Source organism: Psychrobacter sp. CX10 (assembly GCF_057621575.2).
Map to the genome: position 1 here is coordinate 999,461 of NZ_CM177736.1, position 19,028 is coordinate 1,018,488.

Sequence of the window (19,028 nt, forward strand, 5' to 3'; positions counted from 1 at the left end):
CTACTAGGTTTTTTGATTAAATTAAAGCTGAGAGCTAATTTAGGCTGAAATTTAAAGCTGAGTATGCAGCCCACACTCACGGTTTTCTTCAACCTTAGTAGGATCGAAATAACGCTGCTCATCTGGTAGGTTATGTTTGGCGATATACGCTAATTGATCTTGCTTTGACCAGTGGAAAATAGGCGCAATTTTTAAAATACCTGTGGCGCTTCTGCTTAATATGTCTAGGGATTTACGAAATTCGGTTTGATCGCTACGGATTCCTGTAATCCACGCATCAGGATTGAACTCATTGAGCGCTTTTTGGAAAGGGTCTATCTTAACCAATTGGGTAAACGCATCATGATTAGCATCGCTAGGCATTGGAATGCCTTCGCGGCGGAACTTAGCTAAAGCCTCGTTATTATCAGGATGCCGCACTATCAGATTGAGATTTAAAAGGTCCGTAATTTTGTTAGCATACTCAAGGGTAGGATCAACGTTGTACCCCGTATCTACCCAAAGCACAGGGATGTTTGGCATCACCTGAGTGACCAGATGTAGAATGGCTGCCGTATGGGGTCTGAAGTTAGTGGTTAAGATCGGATTTTGCGCATGCTCAGCAGCCCATTCTATGATTTGAATAGGACTTTTATTTTGAAGTTTTGAATTGTACGCTTCGGTATCTAAGCGCTGCATTAAGGTGGGCTGCTGCATAGTATTCTCTTATTGTGGATGAGCTAGAGTGCTACTAACTTCATTACGAATGGGCTTAACTAATAGGCCTTATATGTTAGGTTCATAATAAAGATAAATAGCACTCTTATACCTATTCTATATAAAAACTCTTTAAGTTTAACAACGTATTTAAGTAGTGTGACTCATTTAAACCGTTCAAAGCCGACTTGAGACTATTGGCGAATAAAAATACGCCTATCTAACGAAACATAGGTAACGCATCAGCATCACTGCCATCGTATGAGGAAGGTAGTGCCTTAAATGCGGTTGATATATCATCAGTTACTAACTCTTCAGCCAACATAAAACTATCGACACCTGCACGTTTTAAATAAGCGATTTGATCGCGTCCAAAGTCACCAGAGATGCGTATCTCTCCGTTATACCCACGCTGACGTAAATGACGTGCTTGGCTAAAACTTCGACCATCAGCGAAACTGGGCTGATACAATACAATCAAATCAAGATTATGCAATATCGTATTATTCACATCACTTTGAGCAGTGATTAACAAATCAATATCTTCCATATCCATACTGGTATCTAACCATAGCCCAGTACGGCTCGTACGATTGGCAATGAGTGTCAACAGCTCAGCAAGCAGCCCTTTAGGATTGATCACATCCGTTACGGGGAGTATCACATCCAAGCGCTCTTCTTTATTAAAAAGCTCACTCAAATCAATACTTCTGATGAATACAGGATCAGGAAGCTCTTTGGTATCCAATGCATACCAAGTGTCGTTTGCAGTAATATTAACGGCTTCATCATTTAAAATATGGAAACTACCCATATACGGCCTCCTTGAATGGCTTAATGCCGACACGATGAACGAAGTCTGCAAATGGCTCGGCATTATCACCCTCAACTTGGCGCTGATTGGTATATACATCCAATACTTTTTCTAAAGTTGATGCCACCTCATCGGTTGCGACCGAACGCCCTAATATGGTACCGATTCGAGCATCGGACTTGGAGCTGCCGCCCAAGCTGATTTGATACCAATGCTCGCCTTTTTTATCGACACCTAGGATACCAATATCGCCTACGTGATGATGCGCACAGGCATTCATACAGCCAGACATATTGAGCTGAATATCACCAAGATCATATAGGTAATCTAAATCATCAAAATGCTTCTCTATTTGCTCTGCAATGTTATAAGTCGTGGCATTTGCTAAAGCACATAAGTCAAAACCAGGGCAGACGATCATATCGGTTAAGGTTCCGATATTTGGACGTGCTAAATCTATTTGGTTTAACGCTTCCCATAGTTCAAATAGGTCGGTTTGCTTCACATCGGCGAATACCAAATTCTGCTGATAGGTGGCTCTCATTTCCCCAAAGCTGTATTGATCCGCTAAGTCCGCGAGTCTATCTAACTGCTCATGAGTCACATCACCGGCAGGTACATATTTGCCATCTACCAAGCCAGCTTTAAGTGACATAATGACAGCACTATAGCCCGCGACCTTATGCGCCACTGTATTGCGAGCATACCAATCTGAAAATGCTTTATTACTTTTTAATTGCTCGCTCAGCTTAGTTTTGCTGGCGAGCTCATCAATCTTCTCATAGTCAAATGAGGAGAAATGACTTTTTGCTGTGGCAAAGTTGTCATCTGTTAACGTAAGTGGCCCATCTTTAGTAATGGTCTTCCATTCAGCATCAACCAGCTTCGTAAATTCACGTGTGCCCATGCTTTCGACCAATATTTTTATACGCGCTTTGTACTTGTTATCACGGCGACCATAAAAATTATAGATACGCAAGATTGCATCTAAGTAGCTTAACAAATGCTGACGCGGTAAAAACTTATTAATCGTTTTACCAATAACAGGTGTACGGCCCAGACCACCTCCAACAATCACTTCAAACCCAATCTCGCCTTCTTCATTTTTTAAAATATGCAGCCCAATATCATGCACTTGAGTAGCAGCACGGTCTTCGGGTGCTCCAATAACGGCGATCTTAAATTTACGCGGTAAGAACGCAAACTCAGGGTGAAACGTTGACCACTGACGAATGATTTCACAATAAGGACGGGGATCTTCTACTTCATTGGCATTGATACCAGAGTAGGGGTCTGTTGTGGTATTACGAATACAGTTGCCAGAGGTTTGAATGGCATGCATTTGTACCGAAGCTAATTCCGCTAGTATTTGGGGCACTTCTTCAAGTTTTGGCCAATTTAGCTGTAGGTTGGTACGTGTTGTAAAGTGCCCATACCCTTTGTCATAACGACGGGTAATGTCAGCAAGCTTACGCACTTGATAGCTTGCCATTAACCCATAAGGAACTGCGATACGTAGCATGGGCGCATGGCGCTGTATATAAAGACCGTTTTGCAGACGTAATGGCAAATATTGCTCTTCTGGAAGCTCTCCCGCTAGGAAGCGACGGGTCTGGTCGCGAAACTGCTCTACCCGTTCATCCACCATGGCTTGATCCGCATGAGTGTATTTGTACATTATAAAGATGCCCTTACTTTGAAAAAATCATGACGCTATAGTACCTAGGCTAGGTGTTATTTATAAATTCATATCTGACATATAGATATACAAACTAGGCATAGGTTAAGCAAATTTAGTTATTGAGTACTCATAAAGTGCTAGTTGAATGCTAATAAAGTGCAAATAATGTCATAGCTGATACCTAATAGAATTATTAGTTATTTTATTATAAAACTAAGTCTAAGATTTAACGATATTTAAATCATATTGTTAAAAACTACAGTATTAAACTTAAAACCTAAATTAAGACTAGCTATACTCATATAATGCTGACTTACGTCATCGTAGTATTAAAAGTATCATACAACATGAATTGAAATATGATATTTGAATAAAAAAGCTAAATTTAGTTAACAACAGGCACCTTATGCTAGTAGACATATTTTTAACCCTACACTTTATAGTATGGCTTGTGATATCACTTAGGGTGTTATCGCGTGATAACATTACATCACCTGCACGACTTGCGTGGATTGTCATATTGTTTGTCTTGCCGTATTTTGGTGTCCTAGTATATTGGATGTTTGGTGAGGTTCACTTAGGGGTTAACTTTGTTAGGCGTTATGAGAAAATCAGACAAACCTTACATTCAAACTATCCAAAAGTTTTGGGCGATCAAACGCTTTTGAACGACGTAGTAAAGCCTGAATACAAGCATGGATTTAGCTACGCTGCCAAAACCAATTATTTTAACTTGGTAGCGGGTAACAAAGCTGAGCTTATGGCGGATGCCGATACGACCCAGCAGCGAATGATAGCAGATTTTGATGCCGCTACCGACCATATTCACGTTATGTATTACATTTGGTTAGAAGATGGCATGGGTACAGCAATTGCTGATGCTTTAATTCGTGCAGTTGAACGCGGGGTGAGATGCCGTGCTATGGTAGATGGGCTTGGATCTCGTAAGCTTGTCATATCGTCACTATGGCAACGTATGAAGGATGCTGGCGTGGAGGTGAATGTGGCACTGCCTATACGCAATATCCTTAAGGTTGTGTTATTTAGCCGTATTGATTTAAGGAACCACAGAAAGATAACCGTTATTGATGGCAAAGTTGGCTACATCGGTAGCCGTAACAGTGCCGATCCAGAATTTCGAATTAAGCCCAAATACGCGCCATGGGTAGACATTATGCTACGGGTTGAGGGACCAATTGTGGCTCAAAACCAAATGCTATTTGCAAGCGATTGGATGATGGAGGATGAGCGTGCAGATTATAACAGCTTCCCCTATATCACTGAACAGCATCCAGAAGGTATCCCTGCGCAAGTATTTGGAGATGGACCTACGCAGCGGCAAGGCACCACACCACATTTATTAAGCACCTTGATGAGCCAAGCCAAAGAGTCGCTCATTATCTCCACTCCGTACTTTGTACCAGACTATACGCTTATTAATATGATATGTGCTACCGCCTATCGAGGCGTTGATGTCACCATGATTTTTCCAAAAAAGAACGACTCTTTTATTGTTGCCGCCACCAGTCATAGTTATTATCGGCAGCTACTTGAAGCAGGTATTAAGATATATGAGTATAAGCCAGGGCTATTACATGCCAAGACCTTAACCATAGATGATCAAATATGTATGGTCGGTTCGACCAATTTGGATCTGCGTAGTTTTGATTTAAATTATGAAAATAATGCAATATTTTATGACAAAAGCCTAACCCAGCAGATAATTCAGCGTCAATACACTTATATTGAGGATTCAGATCCAGTCACACTTAATCAAGTACGAGATTGGCCAATTTATTATCGAATCTGGAATCACATTATCGCCACTCTAGGGCCAGTTTTATAGCAGTATGAATATTAACAGCTCGTAAAAGTATTGAAAATTAAAGAATATAAAACACTAAAGAATATAAAATATTAAAAGGAAATATAAATGTCGCAATTTAATAACACTGAAGAGCTCAATGCAGACAAAAAAAAGCGCCTCGTCAAGCAGTACCTTCAAAAGCTGGTCAAAGAGCAACCCAATTTATATTATGAATCCACATCAATCATTGCCCGCCAGCTCGACTTGATGATCAAAGAACACAAAAACAGAATGCCCGTAGAAGAGCAGGCTTTATTAAGAAATATGACGGTTGAGCAAATCGAGGTCATACTAAGTTATCGCTAATTCCACTAACATCATCAAAGAAGTCTAAAATTGTTACTTGATAGCCCCTATACAGCGTTAATTATATTCGGCCAATTCTATCAACAAGGGGCGCTTTAGCCGCCCTATCTTGCCAATATTTTAGCTGTTCCTCGTATTTGTTTGGCTGCTCATCATTTAGTAGTCCATATATCTCTGCAAGTCCATGAATCGCATAATAACTGCCTTTATTAGCTAGCGCGGTTAAATCTTCGATTAAAACGTCATCACAGGTTGATTGTGAATCTTTAATATAATTTTTAAGAAATAAAGCCTGAGTATCTATCGATCCTGACTCTAATAATAAAGCGAATATTCTTTCTTCTATGATATCATCGTACCTTGAATCACTTTCATCTAATATGGCGTCATCTTCAGATATTAAGGCGCTATCATCACTGTCTGTAAACGAAAACATAGTGACAATATAAACTAACCCTGAAAGGTTACCAGGATTTTCCAATTCCAAATAATCCACCGCTTTAGTTAAATATTTGACTGCTTTCACATCATCTCTAGGTACATATTCACCCGTAATATAAGTCCGAAATAATCCTAGTAATAAGTACGATACCTCCTCTAAAAATAATTGATCTGTATTGATCATGGCAACGAACTCGTCATCATTACCTAAATAAATAGGATCTGGCAGGTTAGCGAAATCTTCATGCATGATAACTCTATCTAAAAAACGCTCAGCGGTGTCAAGCATTTCGGAATTATCGTTTTCGACAATCAGCGGCTGGCTAGGCTTAATTGAAGGCATTGAAGGCAAATGTGCTTGATACTGAGCATGACATGTGGCTATAACAGTGTTGTATTCATCTAGGCTTTGCACGTCAATGCTGATCGCGTTGACGTTACTGGTTACGGTTAACAATAGGGTAGTGCCTACTAGAGAATTTAGTACGAACTTTGTTAGTGATATCACGCATATTCCTTAGGTAGTTTTAAAGGTTCTAAACTAGAACTTAGTTAAAACAGGGTTTAAAAGTAGAGACTATTTGTTATTCATTCAAATAAAGCTCAGCCATGCTATCAAGCTGAGTTTTAACGGCTTGCCAATGCGGCATGACTTGACTCAGTAGCCGCCAAAATCTGTCACTATGATTGTGCTCGGCAATATGACACAGCTCATGCAATATCACATAGTCGATGCATTCTTTTGAGGCTTTAACCAAGTGTGGATTTAGTATTAAATCGCCTTGAGTCGAACAGCTGCCCCATTGCTTTTGCATAGATAGCAGCCTAAATGATGGCTTATCTTCTACCCAATCTGCTTTGGGTAATACAGCGGTTAAACGCTCATCAAATACAGCTTTTGCTTTATCCTGATACCAACTGTCTAACAATTTTTTAATTTTTAATGCTCTATTATCTAAATCCTCGAAATCCTTATTGAGCGTCACCGTTAACTTACCACGGTATAGCTTAATGCTGTCTTTTTGCGATGGGTCTACATTCACTTTAAGTACGTACCTGCGACCTAAATAAAACTGTGGTTCACCGCTGACATAACGCTTTGGCAAAACGTCACTTTTGTGATTGGCGAAGTCTTGCAGGTGTTGCCAAATCCAGCGCGCCCTTTTATTAACAGTAGCTTGAATAAATTCATCAGTGGTATGGTGTGGTGCTGTGACGATTACCCGTTGATCGGGGTGAATCTTAATTCGTAATTTGCGACTATTGTCTTTGCGAACTACTTTATAATGGATAATATTTTGCCCATAATACAGTTTAGCTAAGTCTGTATTGCTTAGTGAGCCGCTTAGTGAGTTGCTTACTGATTTAATTGGCGTGTCATTCATTATCATTAGCCCCGAGACAGACCAAGACGCGCTATCTTAATTACTTCGCTTACCATGTCTTTTGCTTTATCAGTACCTAGCGGTTTATATAACAAAGGAATAATCTTGAGGTTGATTTGTTTTTCTATCTGTGACTGATTCAGTGAGTTTTCAGCCACCGCAGTGTTCACTATATCGTCAATCTGATACGCATAACTAACCATCGTATCCTTATCAAGACCTTTATCTTGCAAAAAACTAGAATCAAATAAATGCTTAAATAAGCCAAAATAAGCCTGAGCGTGTTTGTTATGTTTGCCCGATTTGTCGACAAACGCTTTGGGGACATCAGGCACATTACGGTCTTTAACCGCTTGTTCGAAGTCAGCAAACATCATGTATTGTTTAATAGGCGCATCAAACATAGCCTTGGCGTCTTCAATGGCTTGTTTCAAAAGTTTTGAGAAATATTCTTGGGCGTAAGGATCATCCGCCAAATCTTGCTCAATAATTTTAGTGACACGACTGGTTATTTTATCGGTTTTATTGCGCGCCTCGGTGTCCGTTAATTGTTCAGGTTTAGCATCCTTACCCATATTGTCTACTAAGTAAGCGCCTTCTGGCTCTTTAACCTCTAACCCAGCAACGTGTTTGTTGAGTAAATTGCGAATATCATTTTCATATTCGTCAAAGTTGATGGTCTCATTGGCATCTTCTCGCACCTGCTTACGCAAACCAACGAAGGCTTTTAAGTCTTTTTTATAGTTATCGCGTTTACCATCAAAAACACTGTCTTCAAAATAAGAAGCGGATTGTAGCGCCACCTTCATCGTATTAGAAAACTCAGTCAACGCCGCATAAAAATCGTCACGACGTTTAAGATTGGTATCAACAACCATGCCATCACGCTGCTGCATTTTTGGTGATAACGATTGACGTAATGCATGACCATCATGTTTATTGGGCACGTCATCAAACAGTGCCCATAACTTTTTATGCAGCATCGGCAGTTTCTTGTATTCTGTTTGCATCGCAGCATACATGCCTTTTAGGTCGTCAATATCAAAGCCGCCTTGGGTGCGTTCTGCCAGGTTTTGGTACTCTTCAATAGTCGTGTCGAGCTCCTTTAAAATACCGCGATAATCGATGAGATAACCAAACTGCTTGTTTGGATGCAGCCTGTTAACCCGAGCAATGGCTTGAATTAAGTTATGGCTCTTGAGCGGTTTGTCGATATAGAGAACCGTATTTTTTGGTTCATCAAACCCTGTTAATAGCTTATCCACCACTATCATGAGATCTGGACCATTCTTTTTGCTAAAGTCCTCAATGATATCTTTGGTGTATCCAACATCATCCAACCCATAATTAGGATAAACGTTTTGCATCCACCAGTTTTGAACGATGTCTTTACTCTCTACGTCCACCTCGGTATGAGCTTCACGAGTGTCGGGGGGCGACATAGCAACAACAGAGGTCACTTTACCAATGCTGTCCAGTGCTTGTTTATAACGAATCGCTGATGCTTTCGAGTCGCAGGCAAGTTGACCCTTCAAACCTTGTTGTTTAAAGTTTTGGAAATGGTCGGAGATGTCATGAGCAATGAGTTCAATACGTCCTTCAACTTGATACACCTGACCTTTTTTGGCAAATTTACGTTTAAGGTCTGCCTTCTGCTCTGTGCTTAGCTTTTGGGTAATACGATCAAACCATTTATCTATCGCCACATCATTGGTATTTAGCTCTGGCACACGTTCTTCGTAGAGTAGTGGGGTAACGGTCTTGTCCGCCACGGCTTGTTGCATGGTATAAGAGTGAATAATCTTTCCGAATTTGTTTTCGGTTTTATCATCTTTTAGTAGTGGCGTGCCGGTAAAAGCAATAAACGCTGCATTCGGTAGGGCTTGCTGCATACGAATGTTATTTTCACCATTTTGGCTGCGGTGACCTTCATCGACCAGTACAATGATGTTTTCACTGGGGTTATAAAATTCATCGTATTCAGCCGCCGCCCCGAATTTATTGATAATCGAAAACAGAATACGTTGATTGCCTTCACCTACCTTTTTGGCTAAATCTCTGCCCGAAGCAGCTTTAGCCTCTCGGCGGTCTTTATCACTTAACGCACCTGCCGCCATAAAGGTACGAGCGATTTGGTTCTCCAGATCAATACGGTCAGTGACCACAAATACTCGACATTCCGCCAAATCTTGCATCCAAATTAAGGCTTTGGCTAAAAACACCATGGTGAAGGATTTACCGCTACCCGTGGTGTGCCAAATTACCCCACCTTTACGGCTGCCCGATTTACCATTTAAGTTGTCGAACTGACCAATACGCGCTACCAACGCTTTAATGCCAAATACTTGCTGATAGCGAGCAACAATCTTGCCGGCACGACTGTCAAATAGGGTGTAAAAACGCATCATATCAAACAGTCTATCCGGACGTAATAAACTGATTATTAGACGGTCTTGATCGGTTACGCTAAGCTCGCCGGCGTCTATTAATGCTTGATAGGCTTGTTTGTCGCTATTTTTTCTATGGGCAAATAAGCGATCTATCTGTTCGCTATGCAAATGGTTGTTTTTAAGCCGTTGAAACTCAGACTCACTAATGTCCTCTTCAATCCATTTCGCCCAAAAATTTTCAGGGGTATTACAGGTTGCATATAGTCCCTCATAACCATTGATAGCTAAGAGTAACTGGCTATAAGTAAATAAATGTGGAATATATTGAGGCTTTTGATTACGTAAGTGCTGTGATATCGCTTGAGCATTGGTGGATTGATGCGGATTATTTGAGTCTGGGCGTTTGGCTTCAATAACCACCAAAGGCAACCCATTAACGAAGCAAACCATATCGGGAATAACGTTTCCTGTGGCATCACGGTTTTGCACTACCATTTCTTCGGTAACATGAAAGGCATTGTTGCCAATATTGTCCCAGTCAATAAGTTGAATGGTTTGAGAGGTCTTTTTACCTTCAATAAATTCGGTGACGCTGACGCCATAAAGCAGGGCATCATAAATAATCTCGTTGGCTTTTATAAGACCTTGGTTTAGGGCAGGGCTAAGCTGTTGAATGATTTTATCAATGCTGGCTGAGGATAAATGATGCGACTGACCTTCGAAAACAAAGGTTTGATTGGCTAAATAGTCACGCAGTACAGGCAATAGCATAACTTGGTTAGTGCTACTGCCCGTTTTGATGCTATTGCCCGTTTTGGCGGTACTGCGCAGTTTTAAGCATTGCTGAGGGGAGAGGTAGTGATAGCCTAAAGTCATTAATAAGGTTAGCGCAGGGATCTTGGCGCTAAATTCTTCTTTGAAATTAATGTTTGGGCTAGTGTGCATATCAATTTAAATCCCGTATAAATCTTTATCAATCACCTGCACTGTACTAATGCTGGCAGGGCTAGGTCGGTGTTCAGAGGTGGGGCTATGGTTATTATCTCTAAATGAACCGCTTTATACAACGTGCGCTCAAGTTACGCCTTGATCTCGCCAATCAACTGATTATTATGACAACTTTTTATCCAGCCAATAATAACAACCCGCACACAGCACACCACTTATAACAATAACCGTCAATATAATCATATCATCAACCGATACGCTACCACGTCTGCCAAACAACAGCGGCGACAACCCATAGACAAAGCCGCTAACCAGCACAGTCACCAGACTAAGCTTGCCAAATACTTTTAGAAACGACAGGTAAATGAAAAATGGTATATAAACCAATATATAGAAGAAATAAAATACAAAGAGGGTTTTGACAAAGCTGATAAGCTCTGCGCTAAAGGGCACCTCAAGACTTTGTATCAAGCTATCAAACTGCAGACTAATGACATAAGTGATAGCGAGCACGATCGCACCTACCAAAGGCGGTATAAAGAATTTATTAACGGTATTAACGACAGTTTTGAGACGGTTCTTTTTGGTAGTCAAGTTAGGTCATCCTTGATTTGTTTAATGCCTAGTTTTATTTAAGATAAGCAAGCGTACCTTATCATAATATTTATATGACGATACATCCAAAAGCACGATGTCACTATTTAACTAAGGCTCGTCTCTAAGTCTTTAAGACACTATGTAGAGAGTACAGCACTGCCTAAGTAGCCAATCCCGTTTTCCGCTACTATCTTGGCTTGCACAGGGACAGGCGCTATAGACTAGCGGCATTCCTGCGCTGCGATACTGCCTCTAGCCAAGCGCCTGTAACCCTGTACTGTGCCAAGTATATCCGCTGCAATCGGGGCTAAACCGCACTTAAGGCGGAGTTTGCAGCTACAAATTCAAAAGGTTTAACAAGTAGTTTTTTTAAAATTTACTTTAATATTCTGCAATGACACACAAAATTAATATTGCTTGTTGCCCCAAAAAGTAGTGTAATAGCTAAGATATATGAATACCATCGTAGAATATATTTATAAAGGAGATGGATATGAAAAATTCAAGAGAACGTAACTTCATAGAAAAAGCAATTGGAATTAATAAACCGAAGGTTAAGTTAAGTCGTAATGGTAAGCTTTTAATTGATGAATATGGAAATGTTAGATCTAACTACAATAATCCAGAAGTGAGAGCTAAATTAGAAAGCCAAATATCAATACAAGCAAAGATGTCATCATTGTCGCCTGCTTATAAAGACAGTTAAACTATGGCTGTTCTCGTTGTTCTTTTAATTCTCTTGCTTGGGTATAGAATAAACGCAAAGGTAGATGAAAAGAACTACAAACTCAAGCGAAGTTCTGGTTGGGTTTCATATGTCATGCTAGGTGCTGATGGTGCAATTTCATTTGCCATAGCTAGTTCAGTGTTAGTAGTGATATATATTATTCTTTTATTTATAGGTAGCCTACTATCGTGGGATATACTTAATTTTAACGTGTTTGAACCTCATATAACAACGCTTATTAATAACAGTTACGTAAAACTAATTTTCGGTCTTATAGTCTTGATAGCGTCTTTAATCGTTAATGAAATACGTTTGAACCTACTAGATGCCGCACCAGATTTAAGTGCTTTAAAAAAGTTAGATGGCATGATGAGCATCATAATAACAGCGCTTGAAAACTCTTCCTATCTCAAAATATCTCTTAGTTCAGGCAAGGTGTATGTCGGTGTCTTACTCAAAGAAGACTTTAAGAGTGGACCTGATGAAACCTTGATTATATTACCTATGTTAAGTGGATACCGTGCCAAAGAAAACCTACATATGCACTTAGACTGTAATTATTTAGAGGTCTATCTAAAACATGGCATTGTTAAGAAAACAACTAAAGGCATCTGTTACAATCCAGAACGTGCTGATAAGGCTTCAATGCTTATTCCTGTAAGCGAGATTGAGTCAATATCGTTTTTTGATATCAATATGTATCAGGACTTTAAAATAGGTAGTGACACTGTTGACCAGTTTAGATCTCTTCAAACACCAGAGATATATTGACCTATACACTTTGATATTATGAATTATCTCTGTAGAAATAAATAGCAATTTCCAATGTTTTAAATACCATTTGATTAGACATCTAACCTATTTGCAGTCTAACCTAATTCATAATTACAGCCTATAAATATTACATTCAAGTTCGTATTATTTTCATGGGGCGTCATAGTGTCCTGTTACCATTTTTGAAATGCATTATAGACTTTGGTGAATAATTTTCTGGGGTTCATACTCATGACTGTGTGCAAACTTCTATAATTTTAAACGGTAGGATGCGCCTTGCGCACCATTATAGGATGTGATGTTTATCAGTGCGCGGGGCGCACACTACGAACCCAATCACCTTCAAAACTAACTTTAAGCAGATCTTTATTCGCTGTCGATTCTAATTTATCTAGAGTTTTATGGATAGTTTAATTATCAGTTGCAGATATTCTCAAGACTGAAAAATCCTTGATGATCATTCTCTATATCTCTAGAGTTATAAACATGCTCTTCGGAATCTTAAACATTACCTATAAGTATCACAGTATCAATCAATAAAGTAATGATTGATTTAAGAGCGAGCGGGACAGGTTTTATTATTAAGGTCAACAGCAGTGATTGTTTGGTGATCAAGGTTTTTTATAGCATAGGTTACCGTGACATCATTAGCAGCGAGATACTTGTCTGTATAAAAAAAATTGTCGCACAGTACGCGAATACTACTGGGTCGATGTGAATACTCTTGGATTTGTGCTTTTTTTGCATTAGAGTATTCATTAGGATTAATCAACGTTATCGAAGTCGTATAGGGAGACAGCGTCAACATAACATCTTCACCATTGGACGCGGCCACATCCTCTTCCCGTACCGATTCAAAAATGCTTTGATGGACACTAAACACTTCTTGAGCTGCATCTAGGTCGATATAAACATAATTATTGTTTACTGCACCTGACTCGACCAGCATTTCATCTAAGATACTGGCCATAACCGTGGTAGATAAAGCAGTACCAATTAGGAAAACCATTCCTTTCTTCATATTTATTCTCTATTTTATATAATGTTTAGTTAATAGCTTATCACAACTATTTTTATGTTAGGTTGATTATACTAATCTAAGAGCAGGATTAACCCAAAATTCAATTAGCAAATCTAGCCACTTCAATCCAGCTTAACCCGTTTTTTACCCGTTAAAAGCTGCTGCATCAACGCCTTTTTTTCTTGCTGTAAATCGGCAAGCTGTTGTTCAAGTAATTCGATTTCTTTATCGGCATTGGTTAATACCGCAGCGATTTTTTGTTGTTCTTCTACTGATGGAAGCATAATGGGCATTTTTTTAAACATAGGTAGTCTAAGAGATTTAACTGTACTACCTACAGCTTGAGCTAGGAAATAATGCCGATAGAACGTCATGTAGTAATATATGAACTTACCGATTGAATTTCTGTAGTCCATTACTGCATAAGTTCTTTGGTGTAAATCAAACTTCCCAATAAAGTGTTTAGGTATAAATTCTTGTCCTTCACCCGCTACGATAACTGCTTCACAGTCAAAAAGATAAATACTACTTCTTCTAACATCCAGTGAGCGGTCAAAAAATGCGTATTCATCATCTAATGATGAATCTACTCTATTCGAACTGCCAGTGGTTATATCACTAATATCACCTAACTTAACCTCATCCCAATCCCTAGAAAAACGCTGACCATTCTCATCAATTAAACGCTTTTTACCCGTCAACAATTGCTGCATAAATGCCTTTTTCTGCTGTTTGCTGTTTTCAATTAAACGTTCAATGGTATCAATCGCTTTATCCCAAGTGGTAAGGATTTCAGCGATTTTTTGTTGTTCGGGTAGAGGTGGTATATCAGCTTTAACTGAATAGACTAATTCACTACTGATATTACTCACTACCCCACCAGCCGCAAGTCGTTTATATTGGTTCTGAATAAGTTCTGAACCTAGATATTGTAGGAGATATGATTTATTAAAGTCATCTTCATAATCTCTTATTACAAACCAACCATCGTGAATACAGCCATCAATGTTCAAAATATAAGGTTGACCGTAACTCATAGAGTTTGAAAGAATTATTTCACCTTTATAAACTCTACGTGATTTCTTTGAACCCTCACATGTTATTTTTTGCTTGGTAGAATTTATATACAGAGAATCAGATTTAGTGTCACCTATTTTAATCCAGTTTACTCCACCTTTAGACTCAGTAATATAATTTGCTATAGGTCTAGGTGAGCTACCTCTATTAAGTTTAATTAAATCTTTAAAAAGACTCTGTTTCCATACGGAGTTAACATTACTCACCATAACCCAACTCCTTCAAATAGCCGTCCATCTCTTTCTCTAGCTCCGCCATTTCCGCTTTCAGTGCCAATCGCTCACGGCGCACTGCAACCAAATCAATCTCTGGCTCAGGTTCAAAAGTATCAACATAGCGTGGAATGTTTAAATTAAAGTCGTTCTCTGCAATTTCATCAAAACTGGCAACATATGCAAATTTATCAACAAACTCACGGTTTTTATAAGTGGTGATGATTTTGTCTAAATTATCGTCGGTCAATCGGTTTTGGTTTGAGCCAGACTCATACTCACGGCTGGCATCAATAAACAGTACGGAGTTATCAACCTTACCACTAACAGGATCGGTTTTATTCTTTTTAAATATCAAAATTGCCGCAGGAATACCCGTGCCAAAAAATAGCTTTTCGGGTAAACCAATCACCGCATCCAATAAGTTTTCTTCAATCAACTGCTTACGGATTTTGCCCTCGCTAGACCCACGGAACAGCACCCCATGCGGCACCACCACACCCATACGCCCGCCTTGTTTTGACGATGTGGCAGGTTTTAAGGTTTCAATCATATGGGTAATAAACGCATAATCGCCTTTGGTTTTGGGTGGCAGACCACGATGGAAACGACCATACGGATCATCTTCGGCAACATCGTGACCCCATTTTTTAAGCGAAAAGGGCGGATTGGCAGTCACCACATCAAAGCGCAACAAGTTGTCTTTATCATCCAGTAGTAATGGATGACGCAAGGTGTCGCCCCATTCAATACGGTGATTGTCCTCTCCATGCAAAAACATATTCATTTTTGCCAATGCCCACGTCGAGCCAATCGCCTCTTGCCCAAACAACTCATAATTTTTAGAATCGCTATTTTTGCGCACCATAGCCCCGCACTTAATCAACAAGGAGCCAGAGCCACAAGCAGGGTCGCATATCGCATCGCCCTCAGTGGGTTCGAGTAAGGTAGCGAGTAGGGTAGACACTTCAGGCGGTGTATAGAACTCGCCCGCACTGGCACCAGAGTCTGCCGCAAAGTGCTTAATTAAGAACTCATAGGCATTACCAATCACATCAAGACTGCCCACACGCGAGGGGCTTAGGTTCATCACCGCTTTACCAAAGTCTTCTAACAAATGGCGCAGCAGCTCGTTTTTCTTTTTTTCATTGCCCAGTTTATCGGTATTAAAACTGATGTCTTGGAACACATTTCTAAGCTTATTGCCATTGGCTTCTTCAATGGCGTGCAATGCCTCATCAATGCGCTGACCATTGCCCGGTTGATGGCGCTGCTCGTACAAGTCCCAAAAGCTTGACCCCTCAGGCAGTACAAAACGCTGATTGTCCATAAGCTCTGTGACTAATGCAGCATCGCCATACTCTGCCATCAGCGTGTTGTATTCGTCACGATACACATCCGACAGATACTTTAAAAACAGCATGGTTAAGATAAAGTCTTTATAAGTGTCGGCACTAATCACACCGCGGAAGGTGTCACACGCATTCCAAACGGCTTTGTTGATTTCGGATTGGCTAATGGAGTCTGACGTATTTGAAGAAGCGTTTTTTAAATCGAGCATTGGGATGAAATCCTTAATTTTTGCAATTTTTTATAAAGTTTTGATGTTATAAAGTATCAAGATGGCTAAGGTAGGTAGTTATGATAACTTACTGATTTTATGCACTTATATTTTTAACTCAAGTTAATTCTTAATTCTTAATTCTTTAAAGTTTTAATTAAATAAGGTAGTTTGAGCCAAATTGAGTTATGTAAAGGGTTTTGGTCTTATTAGATGTCATGCAACATATGCCTGTCGCTAATAAGGATACAAATTGGTTTGGTAATTGTAGCATTAACATTAACTGCTTAAGTAATTATAAATGAGTAAAAAAAGCCATCTATAGACAGCGAACTACTAAACGCGGTGTCTCGTTAAAGCCTACTTGCGTATTACTTGCTACTAGCACTCGGTTGCCTAGTAACCATTTATAGTCAAAGAACTTTAAAGTAGTCACAAGGCAACCGAGTGCAAGTACTACTAGGGTAGGCTTAACGAGGTTTACACCGTGACTCTTTATAAGTTCGCCGACTATAGACTTCTATGACTATAGTAAATACTTAGCTTAAAAATAAGCTCAATAAAAAACCTGCACACTGGCAGGTTTTAAGTTTTTATAAATAACTATCTAGAGTTTAAGGGTATATAGTGTAAGGGTAACTTACCACATCAAGTCATCAGGGATAACATACGCAGCGTATGGATCATCCTCATCAATATCGTCAGACTTATCATTTGATTCAACAATAAACCCTTCCATTTTCTCGTTGATTCTATCGGCCAATGGGCGCGGTAATAAAGCATAACCATCTTCTAAACGCGCAATAGAAACATGACCCGCTACCACTTGATCATATAGCTTTTGGCTAAGTGACAGCTTTTTGATTTTGCCATCATCTACAAATTGATAATCGACCTCATCAGCGCTGTCGTCTTTAGATTTGTTGTGCGCGCCACTAGTAGTATTAGTATCATTTTGATTAGCATCCGAAGCTTTAATCTGATGCTGATTAATCATCTGCACGATATTAGAGCGCAGTGTTTTCTCTTCAAGCGCCTTTTGACGTTCTAAATTCAGCTTTTGATCCTTTTCAAGCTTCTCAGCCTGTGCTTTGGCCACAGATTCTTTAATTGCTTTATCAGGATCATCACCAACACGTTTGGCATGCGCCGCTTGTTTGGTGAGTTTCTTTGCTTTTTTATCATCTACTAGCCCCGCTTTAAGCAGCTGCGCTTGTAATGCATTTTTTGCCATAAGTTTGTTGCCTTATAAAAGGAGTATAGAGAATACGTTGATAGATTATTTAATAGTAGAGGGTCATAGCGTTTAATAGACTAAATATGCCGTTTATGCATGACGGGCGCTAGATAGTGATTATAACATTTAGCTGATTATTAATTGGTTACTAACTGGCTGATGACTGGCTGCTGAATGACTAATATCTGCAGCTAACATACTGTTAGTTTAAATATGACTGATAGCAGACTTATTGACGACTTAATAGCAACTTATTGATCAGTGGAAGCGTAGTGACCCTTAAGCGTGGTATTACCAGTACAGACACGGGTTAAAGAATCAGGATTGTTACTATCTATAGACAACACATTGTCTTTAAATCGCAAAAATATTAACCCTTTAGAGATGTCTTTAGGTCCGCTGACTTGTACAACAGGTTGGCTAGGATTATTAGAGGATTCTAAAGTTGTCGATACCATAGGGGACAAAGATAGGGTTTGGTCATTGAATGCATGCGCCGAGTAACTAAAATCAGTCTCGTTTAATGCATTAGAGATGGGTAATAGAGTAAAGTCTTGCGGTGGCTGCATAGCTGATTGAGCGGTGCCATTTATGACATGAGCAATTGACATTATAGATGCATGATTATGATCGGCTGAATATTTGAAGCTTTCAACAGGTATCGTATATACGATACCATGTAGCGCGTCTTGACCCATTAATGTTGCCGTGCCGTTGTAATGACATGCTGGCTGGTTTAAATCACTGATATTAGTGGTGGTGACTTTAATAGATATGTTTTTAGTCGGTTTTGATAGCCCGAGCTTTTTTATGTGTACTACAATATTTGACGCTGAATCTTGATCAGCGCGTTTTATCTGATGTTTTTTATAAGCCCCAGCAATCTCAACGTCTTGAGGCGAAGATAGATGGTTTTGGGTATTCGCGATTGTTGGCTGCAAATTTGATGACGGCGTATTCGTAAAACAGCCCAATAACGACATTGAGCACAGGGTGCTAAATAAGACTGTTTTAAAAAATGTGATAGAGGGCACGTTGCTTTCCACTGTTTAACGTTTTATCAAGATATATATTAATTATGCCACAATTTGTCTTTACAGTCTTTAACATTAAAGCAAAATTGACCCAATTTCATCAATTTGAGCAAATGTGGCCTAAATAATTACTGTTAAAAGAACAATACCGCAAAAATAACGCAAGAAATGAACCTTTATAGGGTGGTATAAAAAATCTATATATTTAGTGTATATTCCATTTATTCACTAAGATAGGGTTAAACATCATTAAACTAAAT

At 39.4% G+C, this 19,028-nt stretch carries 16 protein-coding genes; 4 read left to right on the forward strand and 12 right to left on the reverse strand.

Going from position 1 to position 19,028, the window contains the following annotated elements:
- Nucleotides 1-51: 51 nt before the first annotated feature.
- The 3 genes from AC21OH_RS03885 to AC21OH_RS03895 all read right to left on the reverse strand — a co-directional run bounded on the left by AC21OH_RS03885 (nt 52) and on the right by AC21OH_RS03895 (nt 3,188).
- Nucleotides 52-696 (reverse strand): phosphoadenosine phosphosulfate reductase domain-containing protein, encoded by a 645-nt coding sequence (locus AC21OH_RS03885; protein WP_486536732.1) that lies wholly within the window; start codon nt 694-696, stop codon nt 52-54.
- A gap of 220 nt (nt 697-916) precedes the next feature.
- Nucleotides 917-1,510 carry a DUF934 domain-containing protein gene (locus tag AC21OH_RS03890; RefSeq protein ID WP_487370527.1) on the reverse strand — a complete coding sequence of 198 codons (594 nt, stop codon included), beginning with the start codon at nt 1,508-1,510 and terminating at the stop codon, nt 917-919.
- Entirely contained in the window at nt 1,503-3,188 is a 1,686-nt protein-coding gene (locus AC21OH_RS03895; protein ID WP_487370526.1) for a nitrite/sulfite reductase, read from the reverse strand. The genes AC21OH_RS03890 and AC21OH_RS03895 overlap by 8 nt, the downstream gene beginning before the upstream one ends.
- A gap of 454 nt (nt 3,189-3,642) precedes the next feature.
- On the opposite strand from AC21OH_RS03895, the gene cls reads away from it, so the two are divergent.
- Nucleotides 3,643-5,037 (forward strand): cardiolipin synthase, encoded by a 1,395-nt coding sequence (gene cls, locus AC21OH_RS03900; protein WP_491140106.1) that lies wholly within the window; start codon nt 3,643-3,645, stop codon nt 5,035-5,037.
- Nucleotides 5,038-5,124: 87 nt separating this feature from the next.
- Nucleotides 5,125-5,364, forward strand: a complete 240-nt coding sequence (locus AC21OH_RS03905) for a hypothetical protein (RefSeq protein WP_487370524.1) — start codon at nt 5,125-5,127, stop codon at nt 5,362-5,364.
- 61 nt (nt 5,365-5,425) lie between these two features.
- Here the strand turns inward: AC21OH_RS03905 and AC21OH_RS03910 are convergent, their stop codons facing one another.
- The 4 genes from AC21OH_RS03910 to AC21OH_RS03925 form a co-directional block, all read right to left on the reverse strand.
- Nucleotides 5,426-6,313 carry an SEL1-like repeat protein gene (locus AC21OH_RS03910; RefSeq protein WP_487370523.1) on the reverse strand — a complete coding sequence of 296 codons (888 nt, stop codon included), beginning with the start codon at nt 6,311-6,313 and terminating at the stop codon, nt 5,426-5,428.
- Nucleotides 6,314-6,389: 76 nt separating this feature from the next.
- Nucleotides 6,390-7,190: a M48 family metallopeptidase gene (locus AC21OH_RS03915; RefSeq protein ID WP_487370522.1), complete on the reverse strand. Its 801-nt coding sequence runs from the start codon at nt 7,188-7,190 to the stop codon at nt 6,390-6,392.
- A 5-nt stretch (nt 7,191-7,195) separates the two neighbouring features.
- Nucleotides 7,196-10,525, reverse strand: a complete 3,330-nt coding sequence (locus tag AC21OH_RS03920; protein WP_487370521.1) for a type I restriction endonuclease subunit R — start codon at nt 10,523-10,525, stop codon at nt 7,196-7,198.
- Nucleotides 10,526-10,690: 165 nt separating this feature from the next.
- The gene (locus tag AC21OH_RS03925; protein ID WP_487370520.1) at nt 10,691-11,122 is read right to left on the reverse strand and encodes a hypothetical protein; all 432 of its coding nucleotides are present in this window, start codon (nt 11,120-11,122) and stop codon (nt 10,691-10,693) included.
- Nucleotides 11,123-11,618: 496 nt separating this feature from the next.
- Between AC21OH_RS03925 and AC21OH_RS03930 the strand changes: the two genes are divergently transcribed.
- The gene (locus AC21OH_RS03930; RefSeq protein WP_487370519.1) at nt 11,619-11,831 is read left to right on the forward strand and encodes a hypothetical protein; all 213 of its coding nucleotides are present in this window, start codon (nt 11,619-11,621) and stop codon (nt 11,829-11,831) included.
- A 3-nt stretch (nt 11,832-11,834) separates the two neighbouring features.
- Nucleotides 11,835-12,623 (forward strand): hypothetical protein, encoded by a 789-nt coding sequence (locus AC21OH_RS03935; RefSeq protein WP_487370518.1) that lies wholly within the window; start codon nt 11,835-11,837, stop codon nt 12,621-12,623.
- A gap of 556 nt (nt 12,624-13,179) precedes the next feature.
- Here AC21OH_RS03935 and AC21OH_RS03940 read toward each other — a convergent pair.
- The 5 genes from AC21OH_RS03940 to AC21OH_RS03960 all read right to left on the reverse strand — a co-directional run bounded on the left by AC21OH_RS03940 (nt 13,180) and on the right by AC21OH_RS03960 (nt 18,768).
- On the reverse strand, nt 13,180-13,647 hold the full coding sequence (locus tag AC21OH_RS03940; RefSeq protein WP_487370517.1) for a hypothetical protein: 468 nt from the start codon (nt 13,645-13,647) through the stop codon (nt 13,180-13,182).
- Between the two features lie 122 nt (nt 13,648-13,769).
- Entirely contained in the window at nt 13,770-14,933 is a 1,164-nt protein-coding gene (locus AC21OH_RS03945) for a restriction endonuclease subunit S (RefSeq protein WP_487370516.1), read from the reverse strand.
- Entirely contained in the window at nt 14,923-16,497 is a 1,575-nt protein-coding gene (locus AC21OH_RS03950; RefSeq protein ID WP_487370515.1) for a type I restriction-modification system subunit M, read from the reverse strand. The genes AC21OH_RS03945 and AC21OH_RS03950 overlap by 11 nt, the downstream gene beginning before the upstream one ends.
- 640 nt (nt 16,498-17,137) lie before the next feature.
- Nucleotides 17,138-17,731, reverse strand: coding sequence for a DUF2058 domain-containing protein (locus AC21OH_RS03955; RefSeq protein WP_487370514.1), 594 nt, complete (start codon nt 17,729-17,731; stop codon nt 17,138-17,140).
- 254 nt (nt 17,732-17,985) lie between these two features.
- A complete protein-coding gene (locus AC21OH_RS03960; RefSeq protein WP_487370513.1) occupies nt 17,986-18,768 on the reverse strand; it encodes a hypothetical protein in 783 nt (260 codons plus the stop codon).
- Between the last annotated feature and the right edge of the window lie 260 nt (nt 18,769-19,028).

Coding starts and splice junctions, on each gene's coding strand:
- AC21OH_RS03885 (WP_486536732.1), bottom strand. CDS start 696: ATGCAGCAGCCCACCTTAATGCAGCGCTTAGATACCGAAGCGTACAAT.
- AC21OH_RS03890 (WP_487370527.1), bottom strand. CDS start 1,510: ATGGGTAGTTTCCATATTTTAAATGATGAAGCCGTTAATATTACTGCA.
- AC21OH_RS03895 (WP_487370526.1), bottom strand. CDS start 3,188: ATGTACAAATACACTCATGCGGATCAAGCCATGGTGGATGAACGGGTA.
- AC21OH_RS03905 (WP_487370524.1), top strand. CDS start 5,125: ATGTCGCAATTTAATAACACTGAAGAGCTCAATGCAGACAAAAAAAAG.
- AC21OH_RS03915 (WP_487370522.1), bottom strand. CDS start 7,190: ATGAATGACACGCCAATTAAATCAGTAAGCAACTCACTAAGCGGCTCA.
- AC21OH_RS03920 (WP_487370521.1), bottom strand. CDS start 10,525: ATGCACACTAGCCCAAACATTAATTTCAAAGAAGAATTTAGCGCCAAG.
- AC21OH_RS03930 (WP_487370519.1), top strand. CDS start 11,619: ATGAAAAATTCAAGAGAACGTAACTTCATAGAAAAAGCAATTGGAATT.
- AC21OH_RS03935 (WP_487370518.1), top strand. CDS start 11,835: ATGGCTGTTCTCGTTGTTCTTTTAATTCTCTTGCTTGGGTATAGAATA.
- AC21OH_RS03940 (WP_487370517.1), bottom strand. CDS start 13,647: ATGAAGAAAGGAATGGTTTTCCTAATTGGTACTGCTTTATCTACCACG.
- AC21OH_RS03945 (WP_487370516.1), bottom strand. CDS start 14,933: ATGGTGAGTAATGTTAACTCCGTATGGAAACAGAGTCTTTTTAAAGAT.
- AC21OH_RS03950 (WP_487370515.1), bottom strand. CDS start 16,497: ATGCTCGATTTAAAAAACGCTTCTTCAAATACGTCAGACTCCATTAGC.
- AC21OH_RS03955 (WP_487370514.1), bottom strand. CDS start 17,731: ATGGCAAAAAATGCATTACAAGCGCAGCTGCTTAAAGCGGGGCTAGTA.